At 71.2% G+C, this 19,652-nt stretch carries 20 protein-coding genes; 5 read left to right on the top strand and 15 right to left on the bottom strand.

Features of this window, described 5'->3' with window-relative positions:
• Positions 1 to 15: 15 nt before the first annotated feature.
• From J2Y70_RS00705 to J2Y70_RS00665, 9 genes are all read right to left on the bottom strand, one after another.
• Positions 16 to 1,365, bottom strand: a complete 1,350-nt coding sequence (locus tag J2Y70_RS00705) for an aminodeoxychorismate synthase component I (RefSeq protein ID WP_309912272.1) — start codon at positions 1,363 to 1,365, stop codon at positions 16 to 18.
• Between the two features lie 227 nt (positions 1,366 to 1,592).
• Positions 1,593 to 2,828 (bottom strand): beta-ketoacyl-ACP synthase II, encoded by a 1,236-nt coding sequence (gene fabF, locus J2Y70_RS00700; RefSeq protein WP_263397497.1) that lies wholly within the window; start codon positions 2,826 to 2,828, stop codon positions 1,593 to 1,595.
• A gap of 129 nt (positions 2,829 to 2,957) precedes the next feature.
• Positions 2,958 to 3,197: an acyl carrier protein gene (acpP, locus tag J2Y70_RS00695; RefSeq protein ID WP_046981398.1), complete on the bottom strand. Its 240-nt coding sequence runs from the start codon at positions 3,195 to 3,197 to the stop codon at positions 2,958 to 2,960.
• 153 nt (positions 3,198 to 3,350) lie between these two features.
• Positions 3,351 to 4,094 (bottom strand): 3-oxoacyl-ACP reductase FabG, encoded by a 744-nt coding sequence (gene fabG, locus J2Y70_RS00690; RefSeq protein ID WP_309912269.1) that lies wholly within the window; start codon positions 4,092 to 4,094, stop codon positions 3,351 to 3,353.
• A gap of 88 nt (positions 4,095 to 4,182) precedes the next feature.
• Positions 4,183 to 5,127, bottom strand: coding sequence for an ACP S-malonyltransferase (gene fabD, locus J2Y70_RS00685; RefSeq protein ID WP_309912267.1), 945 nt, complete (start codon positions 5,125 to 5,127; stop codon positions 4,183 to 4,185).
• 240 nt (positions 5,128 to 5,367) lie between these two features.
• Complete coding sequence (locus tag J2Y70_RS00680) at positions 5,368 to 6,027, bottom strand: glutathione S-transferase family protein (RefSeq protein WP_309913201.1); 660 nt, start codon at positions 6,025 to 6,027, stop codon at positions 5,368 to 5,370.
• A 399-nt stretch (positions 6,028 to 6,426) separates the two neighbouring features.
• Entirely contained in the window at positions 6,427 to 7,410 is a 984-nt protein-coding gene (locus J2Y70_RS00675; protein ID WP_263397493.1) for a beta-ketoacyl-ACP synthase III, read from the bottom strand.
• A gap of 96 nt (positions 7,411 to 7,506) precedes the next feature.
• Complete coding sequence (gene rpmF / locus J2Y70_RS00670; RefSeq protein ID WP_003468798.1) at positions 7,507 to 7,701, bottom strand: 50S ribosomal protein L32; 195 nt, start codon at positions 7,699 to 7,701, stop codon at positions 7,507 to 7,509.
• Between the two features lie 102 nt (positions 7,702 to 7,803).
• Positions 7,804 to 8,313 (bottom strand): DUF177 domain-containing protein, encoded by a 510-nt coding sequence (locus J2Y70_RS00665; RefSeq protein WP_145701821.1) that lies wholly within the window; start codon positions 8,311 to 8,313, stop codon positions 7,804 to 7,806.
• A 158-nt stretch (positions 8,314 to 8,471) separates the two neighbouring features.
• Between J2Y70_RS00665 and J2Y70_RS00660 the strand changes: the two genes are divergently transcribed.
• Positions 8,472 to 9,044 (top strand): Maf family nucleotide pyrophosphatase, encoded by a 573-nt coding sequence (locus J2Y70_RS00660; protein ID WP_309912263.1) that lies wholly within the window; start codon positions 8,472 to 8,474, stop codon positions 9,042 to 9,044.
• A 5-nt stretch (positions 9,045 to 9,049) separates the two neighbouring features.
• Here the strand turns inward: J2Y70_RS00660 and J2Y70_RS00655 are convergent, their stop codons facing one another.
• From J2Y70_RS00655 to J2Y70_RS00645, 3 genes are read right to left on the bottom strand one after another with little or no spacing between them, the layout of a single operon-like run.
• On the bottom strand, positions 9,050 to 10,900 hold the full coding sequence (locus J2Y70_RS00655) for a glycosyltransferase 87 family protein (RefSeq protein WP_309912261.1): 1,851 nt from the start codon (positions 10,898 to 10,900) through the stop codon (positions 9,050 to 9,052).
• Entirely contained in the window at positions 10,897 to 11,895 is a 999-nt protein-coding gene (locus tag J2Y70_RS00650; RefSeq protein WP_309912259.1) for a glycosyltransferase family 2 protein, read from the bottom strand. Before J2Y70_RS00650 ends, J2Y70_RS00655 begins: the two co-directional genes overlap by 4 nt.
• A gap of 51 nt (positions 11,896 to 11,946) precedes the next feature.
• Entirely contained in the window at positions 11,947 to 13,794 is a 1,848-nt protein-coding gene (locus tag J2Y70_RS00645) for a glycosyltransferase family 39 protein (protein ID WP_309912257.1), read from the bottom strand.
• A 37-nt stretch (positions 13,795 to 13,831) separates the two neighbouring features.
• Between J2Y70_RS00645 and J2Y70_RS00640 the strand changes: the two genes are divergently transcribed.
• Genes J2Y70_RS00640 through J2Y70_RS00625 form a run of 4 tightly spaced genes read left to right on the top strand, consistent with a single transcriptional unit; the run spans position 13,832 to position 18,216 of the window.
• Entirely contained in the window at positions 13,832 to 14,785 is a 954-nt protein-coding gene (locus J2Y70_RS00640) for a MoxR family ATPase (protein ID WP_309912254.1), read from the top strand.
• 5 nt (positions 14,786 to 14,790) lie between these two features.
• Positions 14,791 to 15,747 carry a DUF58 domain-containing protein gene (locus J2Y70_RS00635; RefSeq protein WP_309912253.1) on the top strand — a complete coding sequence of 319 codons (957 nt, stop codon included), beginning with the start codon at positions 14,791 to 14,793 and terminating at the stop codon, positions 15,745 to 15,747.
• Positions 15,740 to 17,689: a DUF3488 and transglutaminase-like domain-containing protein gene (locus J2Y70_RS00630; protein WP_309912251.1), complete on the top strand. Its 1,950-nt coding sequence runs from the start codon at positions 15,740 to 15,742 to the stop codon at positions 17,687 to 17,689. Before J2Y70_RS00635 ends, J2Y70_RS00630 begins: the two co-directional genes overlap by 8 nt.
• Positions 17,686 to 18,216, top strand: coding sequence for a Slp family lipoprotein (locus tag J2Y70_RS00625; protein WP_309912249.1), 531 nt, complete (start codon positions 17,686 to 17,688; stop codon positions 18,214 to 18,216). Before J2Y70_RS00630 ends, J2Y70_RS00625 begins: the two co-directional genes overlap by 4 nt.
• 119 nt (positions 18,217 to 18,335) lie before the next feature.
• Here the strand turns inward: J2Y70_RS00625 and J2Y70_RS00620 are convergent, their stop codons facing one another.
• From J2Y70_RS00620 to J2Y70_RS00610, 3 genes are all read right to left on the bottom strand, one after another.
• A complete protein-coding gene (locus J2Y70_RS00620; RefSeq protein ID WP_309912247.1) occupies positions 18,336 to 18,683 on the bottom strand; it encodes a histidine triad nucleotide-binding protein in 348 nt (115 codons plus the stop codon).
• Positions 18,684 to 18,765: 82 nt separating this feature from the next.
• Positions 18,766 to 19,380 carry a recombination mediator RecR gene (gene recR, locus J2Y70_RS00615; RefSeq protein WP_263397483.1) on the bottom strand — a complete coding sequence of 205 codons (615 nt, stop codon included), beginning with the start codon at positions 19,378 to 19,380 and terminating at the stop codon, positions 18,766 to 18,768.
• The gene (locus J2Y70_RS00610) at positions 19,377 to 19,652 is read right to left on the bottom strand and encodes a hypothetical protein (RefSeq protein WP_309912245.1); all 276 of its coding nucleotides are present in this window, start codon (positions 19,650 to 19,652) and stop codon (positions 19,377 to 19,379) included. The genes recR and J2Y70_RS00610 overlap by 4 nt, the downstream gene beginning before the upstream one ends.

Below are 19,652 nucleotides of genomic sequence, written 5' to 3'. Positions count from 1 at the left end.
TCGCGCGCGTGCCGCTCACGGTTCCAGCGCGCGCAGCAGGCCGCGCGCCTTGGCCCGGGTCTCGTCGAGCTCGCGTTCGGGCTGCGAGTCGACCACGATGCCGGCACCGGTGCGGAAATGCGCCTGCGCGCCGTCCACTTCGGCGGTGCGGATCAGGATGTTCAGGTCCATGTCGCCGTCGCGGTTGAGCCAACCGAACGCGCCGGTGTAGGCGCCGCGCGGGGTCCGTTCCAGCTCGGCGATGATCTGCATGCAGCGCACCTTGGGGCAGCCGGTGATGGTGCCGCCGGGGAAGGTGGCGCGGATCACCTCGCCGGGGCTGACGCCGTCGCGCAACCGTCCGCGCACATTGCTGACGATGTGGTGCACGTGCGCGTAGCTCTCCACCGTCATCAGCTCGTCGACCTCGACGCTGCCCGGCGCGCAGACCCGGCCCAGGTCGTTGCGCTCCAGGTCGATCAGCATCACGTGCTCGGCGCGTTCCTTGGGGTGCCCGACCAGTTCGCGGATGCGCGCGGCCTCGTCGTCGCCGGGCGCGCGCGGGCGGGTGCCGGCGATCGGCCGGGTCTCGACCACCTCGCCACGCACCGACACCAGCCGTTCCGGCGAGGAACTGACCACCGCGCGGCCATGGCCAACGAACAGGCCGGCGAACGGCGCCGGATTGGCGCGGCGCAGCTGCGCGTACAGCGCGGCCGGGTCCACAGCGGCGGCGAAGCGCGCCGACCAGCGCCGCGACAGGTTGACCTGGAACACGTCGCCGGCGCGCAGGTAGTCGAGGATGCGGCGCACGCCGTCGACGAAACGCTGCGGCGGGTCTTCGTCGATCGCCAGCGGCGGGGTCCAGGCCGGCAGCGGCGCGGCAGCGGGCAAGGCCCGCAGATCAGCGAGCACCTGGTCCAGCAGCCCCGCATGCGCGGTCTCCGCCAGCGCCACGCACTCGCCGCTGGCATGGTCGCGCAGCAGCGCGGCCGGGCAGCGCAGGGCCAAGGCGACCGGCGCCGGCGCCTGTCCCTGCGGCAACTGCAGCACGGGCTCGACCTGCGCCGCCAGTTCGTAGTCCAGCAGCAGCGCCCAGCCGCCGCGGAACGGCCAGCGCGGTTCGTCGCGCGCGCAGCGTTCGGCGTGCCATTGCGCGTCCAGCACCGCCAGGAAATCGCCCGCGAGCGGCGCGCCGTGCAGGTCGCGGGTCACACCGTCGCGCTCCAGGCGCAGGCCCTCGCCGCTGGCGACCAGCAGCAGGTCCCAGCGCCCCTGCGCGGTGCCCGACGCGGCCGATTCCAGCAGCAGCGGATAGCGCTGCGGCGCCAGGCGATGCAGCGCCAGCAGATCGGTGTCGGCCGGCAGGGGAACGGTACGCAGCATCAGGAATCCGGCGGGAGGATGGGAGGTGATGCGACGCCGCCAGGGAGGACGCAGGCGCAACCGCGGACGCGCCCGTTCCCGCGGTACGGACGCCTTTTCCGCATCAGAAAAAGGCGCGCCCAAAAACCAGCTCGCGATTCAAACCAGCAAATAGGCTCTACGAGTCCCGAGTCCCGAGTCCCGACCGGGTCCCCGGTCCCCGGTCCCCAGTCCCGACTCCCGCAACCTCAAAGCCGCCTGAACACCAACGTCCCGTTGGTCCCGCCGAAGCCGAACCCATTGGACATGGCCACATCGATCTTCTTCTCGCGCGCCACGTTCGGCACGTAGTCCAGGTCGCAGCCTTCGCCCGGCTCTTCCAGGTTGATCGTCGGCGGGATGATGCCGGCGTGGATCGCCATCACCGAGAAGATCGCCTCGGCGCCGCCGGCCGCGCCGAGCAGGTGCCCGGTCATCGACTTGGTCGAGCTGACCATGGTCTTGTAGGCGTGGTCGCCGAGCGCGCGCTTCATCGCCAGGGTCTCGGCCAGGTCGCCCAGCGGCGTGGAGGTGCCGTGCGCGTTGAGGTAATCGATCTGCTCGGGATTGAGCTTGGCGTCCTTCATCGCCGCGACCATGCTGCGCGCGGCGCCTTCGCCGTCCTCGCTCGGGGCGGTCATGTGGAACGCGTCGGAACTGGCGCCGAAGCCGACCAGCTCGGCGTAGATCCGCGCGCCGCGCGCCTTGGCGTGTTCGTACTCTTCCAGCACCAGCACGCCGGCGCCGTCGCCGAGCACGAAGCCGTCGCGGCCCTTGTCCCACGGCCGCGACGCGGCGGTGGGATCGTCGTTGCGGGTGGACATCGCCTTCATCGAGCAGAAGCCGCCGACCGAGGTCGGCGAGGAGCCGCGCTCGGCGCCGCCGGCCAGCATCACGTCGGCGTCGCCGTGCTGGATCATGCGCATCGCCGTGCCGATCGAATGGTTGGAGGTGGCGCAGGCCGAGACCGCCGAGAAGGTCGGGCCCTTCAGGCCCTTGAGCAGGCTCACCTGCCCCGGCAGCATGTTGATGATGGTGCTGGGCACGTAGAACGGCGAGATCTTGCGCGCGCCGCCCTCATGGAATTTGATGGTCTGCTCCTCGATGCCGAGCAGGCCGCCGATGCCCGAGCCGAGGATCGCGCCGATGCGTTCGGCGTTGCTGTCGTCGATCACCAGGCCCGAATCGTCCAGCGCCATCAGCGAGGCGCCGACGCCATAGTGGATGAACGAATCCATCTTCTTGGCGTCCTTGGAGGACATGTACTTGGTCGGATCGAAATCCTTGATCTCGCCGGCGATCTTGGTGGTGAACTGCGACGCATCGATCTGGGTGATCGGGCCGATGCCGGAACGCCCGTTGACGATTCCTTCCCAACTGCTGGCCAGGTCATTGCCCAACGGCGATACCAGGCCCATGCCGGTTATGACGACGCGACGGCTCATTGCGAAATCTCCTCGCCGCGATGCGCGCGGCGTTGACGCTGTAAAAACACAGGGCCGCATGCGCGGCCCCATGGGATTGTCACGCGGACCGGACCCACGCAGGCGCCGATCGCGATCGAGAACGGAGCATCAGCTCTTGACGTGCGCCTTGACGTAGTCGATGGCCTGCTGCACCGAGGTGATCTTCTCGGCTTCTTCGTCCGGAATCTCGCACTCGAACTCTTCTTCCAGCGCCATCACCAGCTCGACGGTGTCCAGCGAGTCGGCACCGAGGTCATCGACGAACGATGCGCTGTTGGTGACTTCTTCTTCCTTGACGCCGAGTTGTTCGACGACGATTTTCTTGACGCGTTCTTCGATGGTGCTCATTGGGATATCGCTCCAGATGGAGTAGTGGTGGTTCGAAACGCCATCGGGCTGCGATGGCCGCGTTGGATAGTGTAGTGGAAACCGCCCGGCCCTTGCATCGCTGCACAAATGCCGGTCGATCAGCCACTTAGGCGCGTTCCCTGCGCCGCAGGCTTACGGCATGTACATTCCGCCGTTCACATGCAGAGTCTCTCCGGTGATGTAGCCGGCCCCGGGACCGACCAGGAACGCCACCGCGTTGGCGATGTCGGCCGGCTGGCCGAGCTGGCCGAGCGCGATCTGGTCCAGCAGCGCGGTGCGTTGCGCCTCGGGCAGGGCCTTGGTCATGTCGGTGTCGATGAAGCCGGGCGCGACCACGTTGACGGTGATGCCGCGCGAGCCGATTTCCTTGGCCATCGACTTGGAGAAGGCGATGATCCCGGCCTTGGCCGCGGCGTAGTTGGCCTGGCCCGGATTGCCGGTGACCCCGACCACCGAGGCGATGTTGACGATGCGGCCCTTGCGCGCCTTCATCATGCCGCGCAGCACCGCCTTGGAGGTGCGGAACACGCTGGTCAGGTTGGTGTCGATGATCGCCTGCCAGTCCTCTTCCTTCATCCGCATCAGCAGGTTGTCGCGGGTGATGCCGGCGTTGTTGACCAGGATCGAGACCGCGCCGAATTCCTTGCCGATCGCCTCGATCAGCGCCTCGACCGCGGCCGGATCGGTAACGTCCAGCGCGCGGCCGTGGCCGCCGTTGGCGGCCATCCGCTCGCCGATCGCCTGCGCGCCGGAGGCGGAGGTCGCGGTGCCGATGACGGTGGCGCCCTGCGCGGCCAGCGTGTCGGCGATGGCCGCGCCGATGCCGCGGCTGGCGCCGGTGACGAGGGCGATCTCGCCCTGCAATGGCTTGCTCATCTGCTGTTCCTTGGGGGACGGACGGCGCGCCAGGCGCCGGGGGAAAGGAGGCCGCCGCGGGCATGCCCGCACGCGTGCGGCAGCGGCATCAGGCGGCCCAGGTCTCGAGCGCGGTGGCGAAGTCGGCCGGGGTGGCCAGGGCGCGCCCGTCCAGCGACTTGTCGATGCGCTTGACCAGCCCGGTCAGCACCTTGCCGGGGCCGCATTCGGCCACGCGGGTGGCGCCGCGCGCGGCCAGCGCCTGCACGCAGCCGGTCCAGCGCACCGGCAGGTACAGTTGCTCGACCAGCGCCTGGCGGATCGCATCGACGCCGTCGTGCACCTGGGCGTCGACGTTCTGCACCACCGGCAGCTGCGGCGCGTGCCAGGCCAGGCCGCGCATCGCCTCGGCCAGGCGGTTGGCCGCCTCGCGCATCAGCGGCGTATGCGAAGGCACGCTGACCGCCAGCTTCACCGTCTTGCGCACGCCGCGCTCGGCCAGCAGCGCCAACGCGCGCTCGACCGCCGCGGCGTCGCCGCCGATCACCACCTGGCCGGGGGAGTTGTAGTTGGCCGGGACCACCACCTGGCTGCCGGCGGCCTGCGCGCAGACCTCCTCGACCAGCGCGTCCTCGGCGCCGATCACCGCGGCCATCGCGCCGACCCCAGCCGGGGCCGCGTCCTGCATCAGCTGGCCGCGCAGGCGCACCAGGTGCGCGCCGTCGTGCAGCGACAGCGCGCCGGCCGCGACCAGCGCGCTGTACTCGCCCAGGCTGTGCCCGGCCAGTTGCGCCGGACGCGCGCCACCCTGGGCCAGCCACAGCCGCCACAGCGCCACGCTCGCCGCCAGCAGCGCCGGCTGGGTGTATTCGGTGCGGTTGAGCATTTCCTCGGGGCCGCCCTGGGTCAGCGCCCACAGGTCCACGCCGGCGCCGTCGGAGGCCTCGACGAAGCTGTCGCGCAGCTGCGGGTGCAGCTCCGACAGTTCGGCCAGCATGCCCAGCGATTGCGAACCCTGGCCGGGGAAAACGAAGGCTAGTGTGGAATCGGTCACGCGGATCCGCCCTGCAAAAATCGAGCGGCGATGATACGGGCGAAACCGGCCGTACGTCTGTACCCGGGCGTATGTGCGCCTGGCGGCCCGTCGCCATGCCGCCTGTGCTGCAGATCCCGGTTAGGAGGCTGAACAGGACGAGCGGCAGTGCCGTGGCGGCGCTGCAGCGTGTCCGGCCAGCGTGCCGCCGTAGCGGCGTCCCTGGTCAGGATCGCGCGCAGTCCCGCCGCCGGGACCCACTCAATCGCGATCGGGCGCGCCGAGCGGAAAGAGCGCCCGGTACGGCCGCGCTTCGTCCACCGCGCGGGCGAACGAGGGCCGTGCCAGCAGGCGCTTGCGGTAGGCGAGGACGTTTGCGAACGCGGGGTCGATCGGATGCGTCCAGTCCGCATAGAACAGGAACGGCGCCGCGGCGCAATCGGCCAGGCTGAAATCGTCGCCCGCCGCCCAGGTGCGGCCGGCCATCGCCGTCTCCAGCCAGGCATAGGCCTTGTCGAGCGTGGCGCGGGCGTCGGCGACCCCGCGCGGATCGCGCTCGCCTTCGGCCCGCAGGCGATCGAACACGACTCTCTGCTGCGGCGTGGAGATGTAGTTGTCGAAGAAGCGGTCCATGAAACGGACCTCCAGCGCCGCGCGCGGATCGGACGGCAGCAGGCGCACGGGGCCGGGATGGTGCAAGGCCAGATGCTCGACGATGATCGTGGCCTCGACCACCGTCCGCTCGCCGTCCACCAGCAGCGGGAAGCGGCCGAAGGGCCAGCGTGCGGTCAGTTCGGCCATCGGCTGCGGATCGTCGGCGGACAGCGACCGGTACTCGAACGGCGTGCCGTTCTCGTACAGCGCGACCAGGACCTTCTGGCAGTAGGACGAGAACGGATGGGCGTAGAGCTGCAGTGGCATCGTCGTCACCTCGGACAGGACAGGAGCGCAGGCGCGTTGGCCTGCTCTCCTACGACGACCGTCGGCAGCGGAAATCGACATCCGCAGAAGCGCTTCGCGCATCGAGAATCGCCGATGCACTTCCCCGGCGATACCCTTACCCGGCGACACGCCGCGCCATGTGTCGGCGGCCCGATTCGCGATGCAGTGACCGGTGCGGACGCTGGCGCCGCCGCGGCAGGCGCAGCTCGCCAGCCACTGACGCGGATGCGCCGCCCTGCCCACTCAGTCGTGTTCACCGCCGACGTGAATGGGCGCTATCGCCGCTGCATTGCGGATCCGGAGCGAGCGGCCACGCCGCGTGTACCTGCAGCGCACGGCACGCGGCCCGCAGGCCAGGTGCCGCCGCAACCCGTGGGCTCAGTAGCGCAGCAGCGCCGAGCCCCAGGTGAAGCCGCCGCCGAAGGCTTCCAGCAGCAGCAGCTGGCCGCGCTGCACGCGGCCGGAGCGCACCGCCACGTCCAGCGCCATCGGCACCGAGGCGGACGAGGTGTTGCCATGGATGTCCACCGTCACCACCACCTGCTCCATCGACAGCTCCAGCCGCTTGGCGGTGGCTTCGATGATGCGCAGGTTGGCCTGGTGCGGGATCAGCCAGTCCAGGTCGCCCTTGTTCAGGCCGTTGGCGTCGAGGGTCTCGTCGACCACCGCGTCCAGCGCCTTGACCGCGTACTTGAACACCTCGCTGCCCTTCATCTGGATGCCGCCGGCCGACGCATCGCCCGTCCCGTCGCCGAGCCCGGTGGAGATGCCGACCGGGTTCCACAGCAGTTCCTTCTTGCTGCCGTCGGCATGCAGATGGGTGCTGAGGATGCCGGTGTCCTCGTCGGCACGCAGGACCACCGCGCCGGCGCCGTCGCCGAACAGCACGCAGGTGGTGCGCTCGGTCCAGTCGACGATGCGGCTGAGGGTCTCGGTGCCGATCACCAGCACGGTCTTGGCGTCGCCGCAGCGGATGAACTTGTCGGCCACGCTGAGCGCGTAGACGAAGCCCGAGCAGGCGGCGTTGACGTCCAGCGCGGCGCAACCGACCGCGCCCAGCCGCGCCTGGATCAGGCAGGCGGTGGACGGGAAGATCAGGTCCGGGGTGGTGGTGCCGACGACGATCATGTCCAGCGCGGCGACATCGATGCCGGCCGCTTCGATCGCCTTCAGCGCGGCTTCGTAGCCCAGGTCGCCGGCCGTCTGGCCCGGCGCGGCGATATGCCGCTCGCGGATGCCGGTACGGGTACGGATCCATTCGTCGCTGGTGTCGACCATGTGCGACAGATCGTCGTTGGTCAACACCTTTTCAGGCAAATAGCTGCCGGTGCCCGCGATCCTGGAATAGATCCGCTTGCTCATGCTGATTCCTGTTGCCTGTTACGCAGGCCGCCCACGGTGGCGCGGCCTGTGAAGATGGGTGACTCCGTCCGCCGCGGTGCGATGGACGGGCACGGATCAATCTTCTTCGACCTGCGAGGTCTTGGTCACGATCACCTTCTTGCCGCGGTAGTAGCCGTCGGCGGTGATGTGGTGGCGCAGGTGGATCTCGCCGCTGGTCGGATCGGTCGACAGCTGCTTGGCGCTGAGGGCGTCGTGCGAACGGCGCTGGCCGCGGCGGGACGGGGTGACACGGGATTTCTGCACAGCCATGGGATTGCTCCAAACTCGGTTCGTTTACATCTGTCGTCATTACGTCGCGCAGGACGCGCGCGTCCGGCAACAACCTCAGGCAGCGGGCCGGCGGGCCGACCGCTACTGTTTCTTCAGCGCCGCCAACGCCGCGAACGGGTTGGCCTTGCTCACCTCTTCCTCGGTCGCCGGCCAGTCCTGTTCGACCGCCTCGCTTCCGGGCGCCACCGGCACCAGCGGGACCGCCAGCACCAACTCGTCCTCGACCAGATCGGCGGGCCGCAGCATGCCGTCGTCCGGCACCAGCAAGGCCTCGTAATCCGGCGGCAGCGCGGCCTCCTCGGCCTCGCTGCGGATCAGTCCCAGCCGCTGCACGCTCGACACCGGCAGCAGGAAGCGCTGCAGGCTGCGCTGACAGATCAGCGGCAGCGCGGTTTCGAGCGTCAGTTCGACGTAGGACACTTGCAGTACAGCGTCGCGGCCGAATTCCAGCGTGTAGCGGCATTCGCCTTCGGTATCGGCCAGGCTGCCTTGCAGACGGGTCATCGCCGAGAGCGGCAGGCGGTCTTCGAAGACCCTGCGCGCTGCGACCATCCGCCAGGCATCCAACAGTTCGGGCACGTTCGCGGACATAAGCCGCAGAATGTTAAGGACTGGCGGGGGCGCTGTCAAACCTGTCGCTGCCGGCCTGCCACGCTCGTCATTCTGACCGCCCGGCGGCCCGCTTGCCCGGCTGGGCATGCCGCCGCAGACTGCCGGCCCCGGCAACCCGCCGCCCTGCCCGACCGCCGATGCCGCGCCTGATCCTGGCCTCCACCTCCGTCTATCGCCGCGAGCTGCTGCAGCGCCTGCGCCTGCCCTTCGACAGCGTCCGCCCGCAGGTCGAGGAAACCCCGCTGCCCGGCGAAGCGCCGCTGGCGCTGGCGCAGCGCCTGGCCCTGGCCAAGGCCGCGGCGGTCGCGGCCGGCGCCGTCGACGCCTGGGTGATCGGCTCGGACCAGGTCGCCGAACTCGACGGCCAGCCGCTGGGCAAGCCCGGCCATGCCGCCGCCGCGCACGCGCAGCTGGCGGCGATGTCCGGGCGCAGCGTGCGCTTCCACACCGCGGTGTGCCTGCTGCGCAGCGAGCGCGCACTGCGCGCCTGCGACCTGACCGAGGTGCGCTTCCGCGACCTGCAGGCCGAGGAGATCGCCCGCTACGTCGCCGCCGAGCAGCCGCTGGACTGCGCCGGCAGCTTCAAGTGCGAAGGCCTGGGCATCAGCCTGTTCAGCGCGATCCACAGCCAGGACCCGACCGCGCTGGTCGGGCTGCCGCTGATCGCCCTGGCCGGGCTGCTGCGCGAGGCCGGCTACGTGCTGCCCTGAGCCGGTCAGCGCCGGCCGACCCGGCACCACTGGTACGGGAAGCGCGCCTGCCCGACCCACGACGCGTACACCGTGCAGGTCCCCGGCTGCAGCGCCAGGCCGTAGCGCGCCAACTGCTGGTCGGCCAGCGCCAGCGCCTGGCGGTCGCCGGCGGCGATGTCGATGGTCCGTTCCGGCAGCATGGCCCACCGGCAGCGACCGGCGCGCTCGACCAGCGCCGCGCGTACCGGCTTGCGCGCCAGCCGCCGCATCAGCCGGCAATCCGGCCCCTGGTCCAGGCCCAGGCGCGCGGCCAGCGCATTGAGCCGCAGCAAGCGTTCGGCATTGCGGTCCACCGTCGCCGGCAGCAACGCATAGGCCTGGCCGCGTTCGGCCAGCAGCGCCTGCACGCGCGCGGCATAGGCCGGCGATTCGGGGAAATTGGACGCCACCGACGCATACGCCGCCTGCGCCGGCAGGAACGGGATGCGCCACGACTGCGGTGCGTCGCCGACCAGCAGCACCAGGCTGCGCGCCGGCTGCGGCAGGGGCGGCGCCTGCACCCGGAACGCGGCGCGCGCCCAGCGCTCGTGGCCCCAGTCGCCGCAGCCCTGCAGCGCGACCAGCGCGCAGGCGATCAGCGTCCAGCGCGCCGCCGGCGCCGCGATGCGTGACGGCAGCAGCCGCCGCAGCCCGACCCACAGCACCAGCGGCGCCAGCAACTCCGGCACCACCAGGTAGCGCTGGATGCTGAACACCGACTGCCAGGCCAGGAACGCGACCACGACGAACACCAGCAGCGCGCGCCACGCCGGCGCGACCACGTCGCTATTGGCCACGGACCGGCGCGGCCGGCGCAGCGCGAACAGCAGCAGCGCCGCCAGGCCGAGCAGGTACAGCAGCGGCCACACGATCTGCCGCAGGGCGACTTCGCTGACCCGGTTCGGCTCGGCCGAGAACAGCAGCGGCCAACTCAGCCATTGCAGCCAGCCCTTCGGCAGCCAGCGTGTATCGCTGAGCGCGACCGGCTGCGCCAGCGGCGCCAGGAAATGGCTGTTGAATTGCGGGAACAGCGGATTGCCGAAGGTCTTCCACACGCTCAGCAGCCATGGCCCGGCCAGCACCGCGAAGCTGGCCATGGCGACCACGGTCAGCACCGCGGCCCCGCCCAGGCGCTGCCGCGCGCGACCGCCAGCGACCAGCGCTGCAATCCCCAACGCCAGCGCGAACAGCGCATTGGTCAGCTTGCAGGCCAGCGCCAGGCCCAGCAGCGCACCGGCCAGCGCCCACCACGCGATCGCCACGCCCTGCCCGGCCGCCTGCTGCCGGCGCTGCGCGTGCAGTGCGGCCAGCAGTGCGCCCAGCACCGGCAGCGCGCTGGTGTTGTCGGCCATGGTGCCAGCGAATTCGGACAGGAAGGCGGCGCTGCACATGCCGGCCAGGGCCAGCCACGGCGCCAGCCGCGCGCGGTCCAGGCGCGGGTCCAGCACCTGCCAGACGATGCCGGCCAGCAGCAGGAACGCCAGCGCGTGCAGCGCGCCCATCGCGAACCCGGCCAGCGGTGCGGGCAGGCCGGTCAGCAACGCGTAGTGCAGCACGTCCAGCAGCGGATTGAAGTAGCTCTGCAGTTGCGCTGGCGCCATGTCCACGCCGAGGCGGCCGTGCAGCGCGGCATAGCCGTTGTACAGATGGTAGTTGCGCAGGTCCCAGTTGGCGTCCTGGCCCAGCAGCAGCGACAGCAGGCCACCGAGCAGCGCGACCGCGATGCCGGCGGCGATCACGTTGCCGCGGCTGTGGAAGGCGAAGCGGCGATCCAGCGCGCGCAGCAGGCGCTGGCGGCGGTTCGGGCGCCGCGGCGTGGCGATGGCCGCGTTCATGCGTTGTCGGCAAGCGGCGCCGCGGCGTGCGCCGACGGCAGCGGCAACGGCAACGCCGGGATCGCCAGATAGGCCAGGCGCTTGGCCTCGACCCGGCCGCGCGTGACCGTGTCCAGGATCAGCCCGCAGGCCAGCAGCAGGACGCCGAGCAGCACCAGCGCCGAGCACAGGATCGCGGTCGGGAAGCGCGGCACCAGGCCGGTGTGCAGGTAGGTGAGCACCAGCGGCACCGCCAGGCCCAGCGCCAGCAGCACGCAGGCGCCGAAGCCCAGCGAGAAGAACAGCAACGGCCGTTCGGCCTTGAACAGGCGCAGGATGGTCAGCAGGATGCGGGTGCCGTCGTGCCAGGTGCGCAACTTGCTTTGCGAGCCCTGCGGCCGCGCGCCGTAGGCGGTGTCCACCTCCGCCACCGGCATGCGCAACTGCAGCGCATGCACCGCCAGTTCGGTCTCGGTCTCGAAGCCGGCCGCATGCGCCGGAAACGACTTCACGTAGCGGCGCGAGAACACCCGGTAGCCGGACAGCATGTCGTCGAAGCTGCGCCCGAACAGGAAACCCACGCAGCGGGTCAGCAGCACGTTGCCGAAGCGGTGTCCGGCGCGATAGGCGGCGGCCTCGTCGCTGCGCCGCGCGCCGACCACCATGTCCAGGCCATCATGCAGCAGGCGCGCGATCAGCGCCGGCGCCATCGCCGCGTCGTAGGTCGCATCGCCGTCGACCAGCACGTACACGTCGGCCTCGACGTCGGCGAACAGGCGCCGCACCACATTGCCCTTGCCCTGCAGCGCGACCTGCCGCACCTGCGCCCCGGCCGCGCGGGCGCGCTCGATGGTGGCATCGCTGGAGTTGTTGTCGAACACGTGGATGCTCGCCGCCGGCAGCTGGGCGGCGAAGTCGGCGACCACCCGGCCGATCGTGGCCGCTTCGTTGTGGCAGGGAACCAGCACCGCGATCCGCGGCGGGGCCGCGTCGTGGGCGGAGGAAGAACTGGGCATGGGCGGCGTGCGGTCCTGCGCGGCGGGCGTGGAAAGGCGCGCCATGCTATCTCAGCGGCGGCGCAGTTCGATCGGCTGCTCCCACCAATCCTCGACGCTGCCGTCGCGGCCGTGCAGGCGCAGGCCGAGCCAATGCGTGCCCGGCGCCAGGCCGCTGGCATCGAGTTCGGCGCGGAAGCCGACGTGCGGATGGCCCGGATCGGTGGAGATCTTCCAGAACGCGGTGACGTCGTAGGCCTCGCCATACCGCGCCTGTGCGGCGACCTTGCCGTCGAGCAGCACCTCGACGCGGGCGATGCCCACGCCGTCCTTGAACGCCCAGCCGGAGACTTCGAAGTGGCGCGCCACCTTGTCGCCCACAACTGGGGTGTTGAACCAGGCCATCGCCGGCGTGGTGCACGGCCCCGGCAGGCGCTGCGCCGGCAGCGCGAACAGCAGGAAGCGCTGGCTGCCGTGATCGCTGGACACCACCTTCGGCGGCGGCAGCGGGCCGACCAGCGCGCAGACCGCGTGATAGCGCTGCAGCAGCAGCCGGTATTTCATGTCGCTGGGCGACAGCACCAGCAGCCGCGGCCCATCGCGCCGGCCGTCGCTGAGCAGCCCCCACTGGCGCAGCTGCGCACTGCGCCCGTGCTTGTCGTTCAACGGATGCGGCAACACCTGGATGTCGGCATCGCCCAGTTCGAAACCGAGCTCGGCGCCGACCTTGAAATTGTCGGCCAGCACCTGCGTGCCGGGCGGCATCGCCGCCAGTTCGCGGCGCACCGCCGAGGCCAGCGGTTGCCAGCCGGCGAAGTTGCGCGGGTAGTACTTGTCACCGGCGGCATGTTCGCGCACCGACGGCACCGACACGGCCAGGTAGTAGCCGAACGCGCCGACCAGGCCGATCCCGGTCAGCAGCCAGGTCGCGCGGCGCAACCGCTTCGGCCAACCGCTGAGGATCACCGGCGCGGCGATCAGCAGCGCCAGGTAGCCCGGCAGCGGCCAATGGAAACTGATGCGCTCGGCGTCGGTGAAGAAGCCGAACAGGAAGATGCCCAGCGTGGACACCCCGCCGAGCAGGCCGAAATAGCGCCACTGCACGCGCGCCCCGCCACTGCCGCCGCCGCGCGTGGCCACCAGGGCCACCTTCCACATCGCCACCGCCAGCAGCGGCGTGACCAGCAGCCCCTGGATCAGCACGAAGGCGATGCCGACGGGCTGGAAGCTCCACGGATGCCGATCGATCAGCTGGAACTTGACCCCGGCTTCGCCGTTGTCGGCATTCCAGGCCAGCAACGGCAGCCAGGCGACGATGCCCATCGCCAGCGCCACCCACACCTGCGGATCGCGCAGCATGCGCCGGCCCTGCGGGATCAGCAGCAACGCGATCGCGCCCACCCCGATCACCCCGGCGAAGCGGTAGTGGCTCAGCGCGCCCAGGGTCAGGCCCAGCGCCAGTTCCACCGCGCTCATCGCATCGATCTGGCGCAGCAGCCGCGCGCTGGCGTCCATGCACAGGATCGTCGCCAGCGCCATCGGCACGTCCGGCAGGGCGAGGATGCCGAGCGTGCCCGACAGCGGCATCAGCAAGGTCAGGCTGCCGGCGCGCCAACCGGCCACCGCGCCGAACCAGCGCGTGGCGATGCGCGCGATCAGCCACGGCATCAACGCCGACACCAGCAGGAACGGCGCGCGCAGCGCCAGCAGGTGCTCGCCGCCGAGCGCCACGCCCAGCCGCGCCAGCCAGGCGGTCAGCCCGGGCAGGTCCGAATAGGCGGCGGCCAGGTGCTGGCCTTCCTGCCAATAGAACGCCTCATCGACGAACAACGGCAGGCGCGCGGCCGCCAGCAGCTTGGCTGCGGTGACCAGCGTCCACAGCACCATGAAGGTGCCGCGTGCACGTTGTTCGCCTTGCATTGCCTTTAGACTCCCCTAAACCCGTTGCGAGAATGCGATGCCTACTCCGTCCCGCTTGCCGGAAATGCTAACCGATACGCTGCGCGAGGCGCTCGCGCAGGCCCAGCAGCAGGTCAACGCGCTGGTCCTGGGCAAGCCGCAACAGGTGCGCATGGCCTTTGTCGCGCTGCTGTCCGGTGGACATCTGCTGATCGAGGACCTGCCCGGGCTGGGCAAGACCACGCTGGCGCATGCGCTGGCCGCGAGCCTGGGCCTGAGCTTCCAACGCGTGCAGTTCACCTCCGACCTGCTGCCGGCCGACGTGCTCGGCGTGTCGGTGTACGACGCGCAGTCGCGCCAGTTCCAGTTCCATCCCGGCCCGGTGTTCGCCCACGTGCTGCTCGCCGACGAGATCAACCGCGCGCCGCCGCGCACGCAGAGCGCGCTGCTGGAAGCGATGGCCGAACAGCAGGTGACGCTGGACGGCACGACCCATCCGCTGCCGGCGCCGTTCTTCGTCATCGCCACGCAGAACCCGGTGGACCTGTCGGGCACCTTCCCGCTGCCCGACTCGCAGCTGGACCGGTTCCTGCTGCGGCTGGCACTGGGCTATCCCAGCGCCGAATCCGAACGCGCACTGCTCAGCGGCAGCGACCGCCGCGACCTGATCGCCCAGGCGCAGCCGCAACTCAGCGACGCCGACATGGCCACGCTGCGGCACAGCGTGGAGCAGATCCACGCCAGCGACGCGCTGGTCGGCTACGTACAGGCGCTGCTGGCGCGCAGCCGCCAGCACCCAGGCGTACGCGTGGGCCTGTCGCCGCGCGCCGGCATCGCGCTGCTGCGCGCGGCCAAGGCGCACGCGCTGCTGCTGGGCCGCGCGCATGCGCTGCCGGAGGACGTGCAGGCGCTGTTCGTGGCGGTGGCCGAGCACCGGCTGGTGGCCGAACAGGAATCGGCCTCCGGGCAAGCGCTGGCCAAGGCGATCCTGCACAGCGTGGCGGTGGACTGAGGCCGATGCGGGCACGGCTGCGCGAGTGGCGGCAGGCGCTGGCACGGCTGGCGCGGCCGCGCGATCCCGAGACGCTGCCGGTGCGCCTGGACCGGCGCCGGATCTACATCCTGCCCACCCCATTCGGCGGCTTCCTGGCGCTGTTGCTCGGCGCGATGCTGCTCGGCGCGCTGAACTACAACAACAACCCCGCCCTGCTGCTGGCGATGCTGCTGGGCGCGGCCGCCATCGCCAGCGCGATCATGGCCCACCTGCAGCTGTCGGGGCTGCGCCTGGACGCACTGTCGGCCGAGCCGGTGGCGGCCGGCACGCCGCTGCGGCTGCGCTTGGCGCTGGCCGCCGACGACGCCCGCCAGCGGCGCGGCCTGCGCGTGACGCATGCCGGCCGCCACACCTACCTGGACCTGCACGGCGACGGCGGCAGCGAAGCCGACCTGGACCTGCCCACCGAACGCCGCGGCTGGCTCGACCTGCAGCGCATCCGCATTTCCACCACCCAGCCGCTGGGCCTGCTGCGCGCCTGGGCCTGGTTCTGGCCGGACACGCCGCTGCTGGTCTACCCGCAACCGGAAAGCGACGGACCGCCGCTGCCCTGCGGCGACGGCACCCCGACCCAGACCCGCCTGCACGCGCTGGGCGAGGAACTGCACCAGTTGCGCCCGTACCGCGCCGGCGATGCGCCGCGCGCGATCTCCTGGAAGCATTCGGCGCGCCGCGACACCCTGCTGGTCCGCGAATACGAACGTCCGATCGGCGTGGACGTGGTGCTGGACTGGCGCACGCTGCCGACGCTGCCCTACGAACGCCGCATCGCGCGACTGGCGCGTTGGGTCAACGAGGCCGAGCGCGACGGCCGCCGCTATCGCCTGCTGCTGCCGGGGCAGCCGCCGCTGGGGCCGGGCCGCGGGCCGCAGCACCGGCACCTGTGCCTGCGCGCACTGGCGTTGCTGCCGAATGGCTGAATCGCGCTCGCCCGCGCTGAGCGACAGCAGCCGGCACTGGGCGCTCGCGGCCGGCCTGCTGTCGCTGCTGCCGCTGCTGCTGCAGTTGCCCGACGCGCTGGCGCTGCTGTTCGCCGTGGCCGCGCTGCTGATCGGCGCCAGCTCGGCGTGGCGGCCGCTGCCGGCGGCGCTGCGGCTGCTGCTGGTGGCGGCGATGCTGGCGGCGATCTACTGGCAGGTCGGCATGCGCTTCGGCCGCGATACCGGCTGCGCGATGCTCGCGGCGATGCTGGCGATCAAGCCGTCGGAGCTGAAGACGCTGCGCGACGCGCGCAGCCTGCTCGGCTTCGCCCTGTTCGCGCCGTTCGCCGCGTTCCTGCTGGACCAGGGCCCGGCGACGATGCTGCTGGCGCTGGCCGCGGTGATCGCCGCGCTGCTGTGCATGCAGCGCCTGGCCGACCAGGAGGGACACAGCGGCAGCCATCCGCTGCGCGGCCAGCTGCGCGGCGTCGGCCGCTTGCTGGCGCTCGGCCTGCCGCTGGCGCTGGCCGCGTTCTGGCTGTTCCCGCGGCTGGGCTCGCCGCTGTGGGGCGTGCCGGAACGCGCGCTGGCGCGGCCCGGCCTGTCGGACACGATGAGCCCGGGGCAGTGGCTGGACCTGATGGCCGACGACACCCCGGCGCTGCGCGTGCAGTTCTTCGGCCGGGTGCCGCCGCCGGCGCAGCGCTACTGGCGTGGGCCGGTGCTGTGGGATTTCGACGGCGGCACCTGGCGCGCGGCGCGCGGCAACGCGTTCCTGCCGACGCCGGCGGTGCAGTCCGGTACCGCCGTCTGGGACTACGAGATCGAGGTCGAGCCGACCGACCGCCGCCAGCTGGTCGCGCTGGACCTGCCGTTGCAGGCGCCGCAGGGCACCGCCGCCTCCGCCGACTATGTGCTCATCAGCGAGCGCCCGCTCAGCGCGCTGAGCCGCTGGCGCCTGCGCTCGGCGCCGCCACTGCGCTTCGAGACCGCCCTGGCGCCGGCCCAGCGCCAGCGCGCGCTGGCGCTGCCGCCGGGCTACAACCCGCGCACCCTGGCCCTGGCCCGGCAATGGCGGCAACAGGTCGGCGCCGACGACGCGGCGATCGTCGCGCGCGCGCTGCAGTGGATCCGCCGCGACTTCGCCTACACCCTGGAGACGCCGCTGTCCGGCCGCGACGGCGTGGACGAATTCCTGTTCCAGCAGAAGGCCGGCTTCTGCCAGCACTTCAGTTCCGCCTTCGTGGTGCTGATGCGCGGCGCCGGCATCCCCGCGCGGGTGGTCACCGGCTATGCCGGCGGCACCCGCAATCCGTTCGGCGACTACTGGGTGGTGCGGCGCATGGACGCCCACGCCTGGGCCGAGGTGTGGCTGCCGCAGCGCGGCTGGGTGCGCGTGGACCCGACCGCCGCGGTCGCCCCGGAGCGTATCTACGACACCTTGGAAGACCGCCTCGGCAGTGGCGCCGGCGCGCAGGGCGGCGGCACCGACTGGCAGCTGCGCGACGTCGGCGACTGGCTGCGCCGCGGCTGGAACGACCTGGTGCTGTCCTTCGACGCCAACCGCCAGCAGCGGCTGCTGAGCAACTTCGGCATCGCCAAGCTGGAGCCGGCGCAGCTGGTCGCGCTGTTCGCCGGCTTCGCCGCGCTGCTGCTGGGCTGGATGGCCTGGTTGCTGGCCCGCGGCGAACGCGAGCGCGACCCGCTACTGCGCGCCTGGCGGCGGCTGGGCCGGCGCTACGCGCGGCTCGGCCTGGGCCGCGAGACGCACGAACCGGCGCTGGAGTGGGCGGCGCGTGTACAGCAGGTGATGGAGGCAAACGCGTTGCTTTCGCTCAGCCAACGTTTCGCTGATTCGCGCTACGCTGGCGCTGATTCGGACAGGGCTTCATTGTTGCGCGACCTGCGCAGGCACCGTCCGCATACCGGAGCATCTCGATGAAGATCCGACTGCTGTTCCCCGTCATGGCCGTTCTCGCCCTGAGCGCCTGCGCGACCGCGCCCAAGCCGCTGCAAGGCCAGTTCGCCACCGTCACCCCGCGCGATTCGGTCACCGGCCAGCAGGTCGGCGCCGCGGTGCGCTGGGGCGGCAAGATCATCCAGACCAAGCCCGGCCAGGGCGCTACCTGCTTCCAGATGCTGGGACGGCCGTTGAGCGCCAGCGGCCGCCCGGACAGCGATTCGGCCGACGCCAGCGACGGCCGCTTCGTCGCCTGCCGCTCCGGCTTCTACGACCCGGCGGTGTTCGAGCCCGGCCGCGAGGTGACCTTCATCGGTCACGTCTCCGGCTACGAGAGCACCCGCATCGGCGAGTACGACTATCGCCTGCCGAAGATCGACGCCGACGTGGTCTACCTGTGGCCGGTGGTGCGCCAGGTCGAGGTGGTGCCCGCCTACCCGTACGGCCCCTGGGGTCCGTGGGATCCGTGGGGCCCGCGCTGGGGCTGGGGCGGCCGCGGCTGGTGGTAAGCCCGCTGCCGGCACGCGTTGTGCCATGATGGAGAAGAAAACGCCGCTGAAAAGCGGCGTTTTCGTTTGGCCGTCGACGTCGCGGCGAATCGCCCGCGACGGCGACTTAGGCACCGCGATCAGGGCGTGCCGAAACGGCCCAGCGGGGCTCCGGCCAGCAGGTGCAGGTGCAGGTGGAACACGGTCTGCCCGGCATGCTCGCGGCAGTTCATCACCACCCGGTAGCCATCCTGCGCCAGGCCCTGTTCGCGCGCATAGGCGGCCGCGGCCAGCACCAGCCTGCCGACCAGCGTGGCCTGCTCCGGCGCCAGGTCGTCGAGGGTGGGAATCTCCACCTGCTTGGGAATGAACAGCACGTGCACCGGCGCCTGCGGCGCGATGTCCTTGAAGCCGAGCACGGCATCGTCCTCGTAGACGATGCTGGCGGGAATTTCGCGACGGATGATCTTGCCGAAGATGGTATCCATGGGCCGATGCGGATAGCGGAAAGGGGCAGCCGTTATAGCCGAATTCGGCAGCGCGCAGGCACTGCCCGCGCAGCGCAGGCCGTCATTCGCCTGCGCCGCCCTGCGGCACCTCGTTGCGGCTGCCGAACGCATGCGACAGCGTGCCGCGGTCCACGTACTCCAGTTCCCCGCCCAGCGGCAGGCCCTGCGCCAGCCGGCTCGGCCGCACCCCGTGCCGGCGCGCCAGCTGCGCCAGGTAGTGCGCGGTGGCCTCGCCCTCGACGGTGGAATTGGTGGCGATGATCAGTTCGGCGATCTCGCCCTGCGCCAGGCGCGCGCCGAGGCTGTCCAGGCCGAGTTCGCGCGGGCCGACGCCGTCCAGCGGCGACAGCCGGCCCTGCAGGATGAAGTACAGCCCGCGGTAGCCGGTGGCGTGCTCGATCGCCAGGCGGTCGGCCGGCGACTCCACCGCGCACAGCTGCTGGCGATCGCGGCTGGGGCTGGCGCAGATCGCGCAGATCTCGGCCTCGGTGAAATCGCGGCAGTGCGCGCAGTGGCCGACCTTCTCCACCGCTTCGGCCAGCACGTGCGCCAACCGCTGCCCGCCCTCGCGCTCGCGTTCGAGCACGTGGTAGGCCATGCGCTGCGCCGACTTCTGGCCCACTCCCGGCAGGATCCTGAAAGCCTCGATCAGTTGGTCGAGCAGCGGCGAACTCATGCGTCCTGCGCGGTCTCGGACTGCGCGCCGTCGAGGCCGTCGCGCAGCGTGCGCAACCGGTGCAGCGCCTGCGCGACCGCAGCGTCCATCTCTTCGCGCGACACCATCCCGAACCCGGGCATATAGCTCACGATGTGCTCCACTTCCTCGTGGTGCGCGCCCGGACGCTCCAGCAATGCCAGCGCCAGCGCGTCGAACGCCTCGCCGTAGCCGGTGCCGCGCCCGTAGCGCAGGTCGCTGAGCGGATGATCGCCTGGCTTGCCGTTGGGCAT

The sequence above is a fragment of the Xanthomonas sp. 1678 genome (assembly GCF_031455575.1).
Taxonomy (GTDB): domain Bacteria; phylum Pseudomonadota; class Gammaproteobacteria; order Xanthomonadales; family Xanthomonadaceae; genus Xanthomonas_A.
The sequence above is the reverse complement of the archived record's forward strand: the minus strand, read 5'-3'. Positions and strand labels throughout refer to the sequence as shown.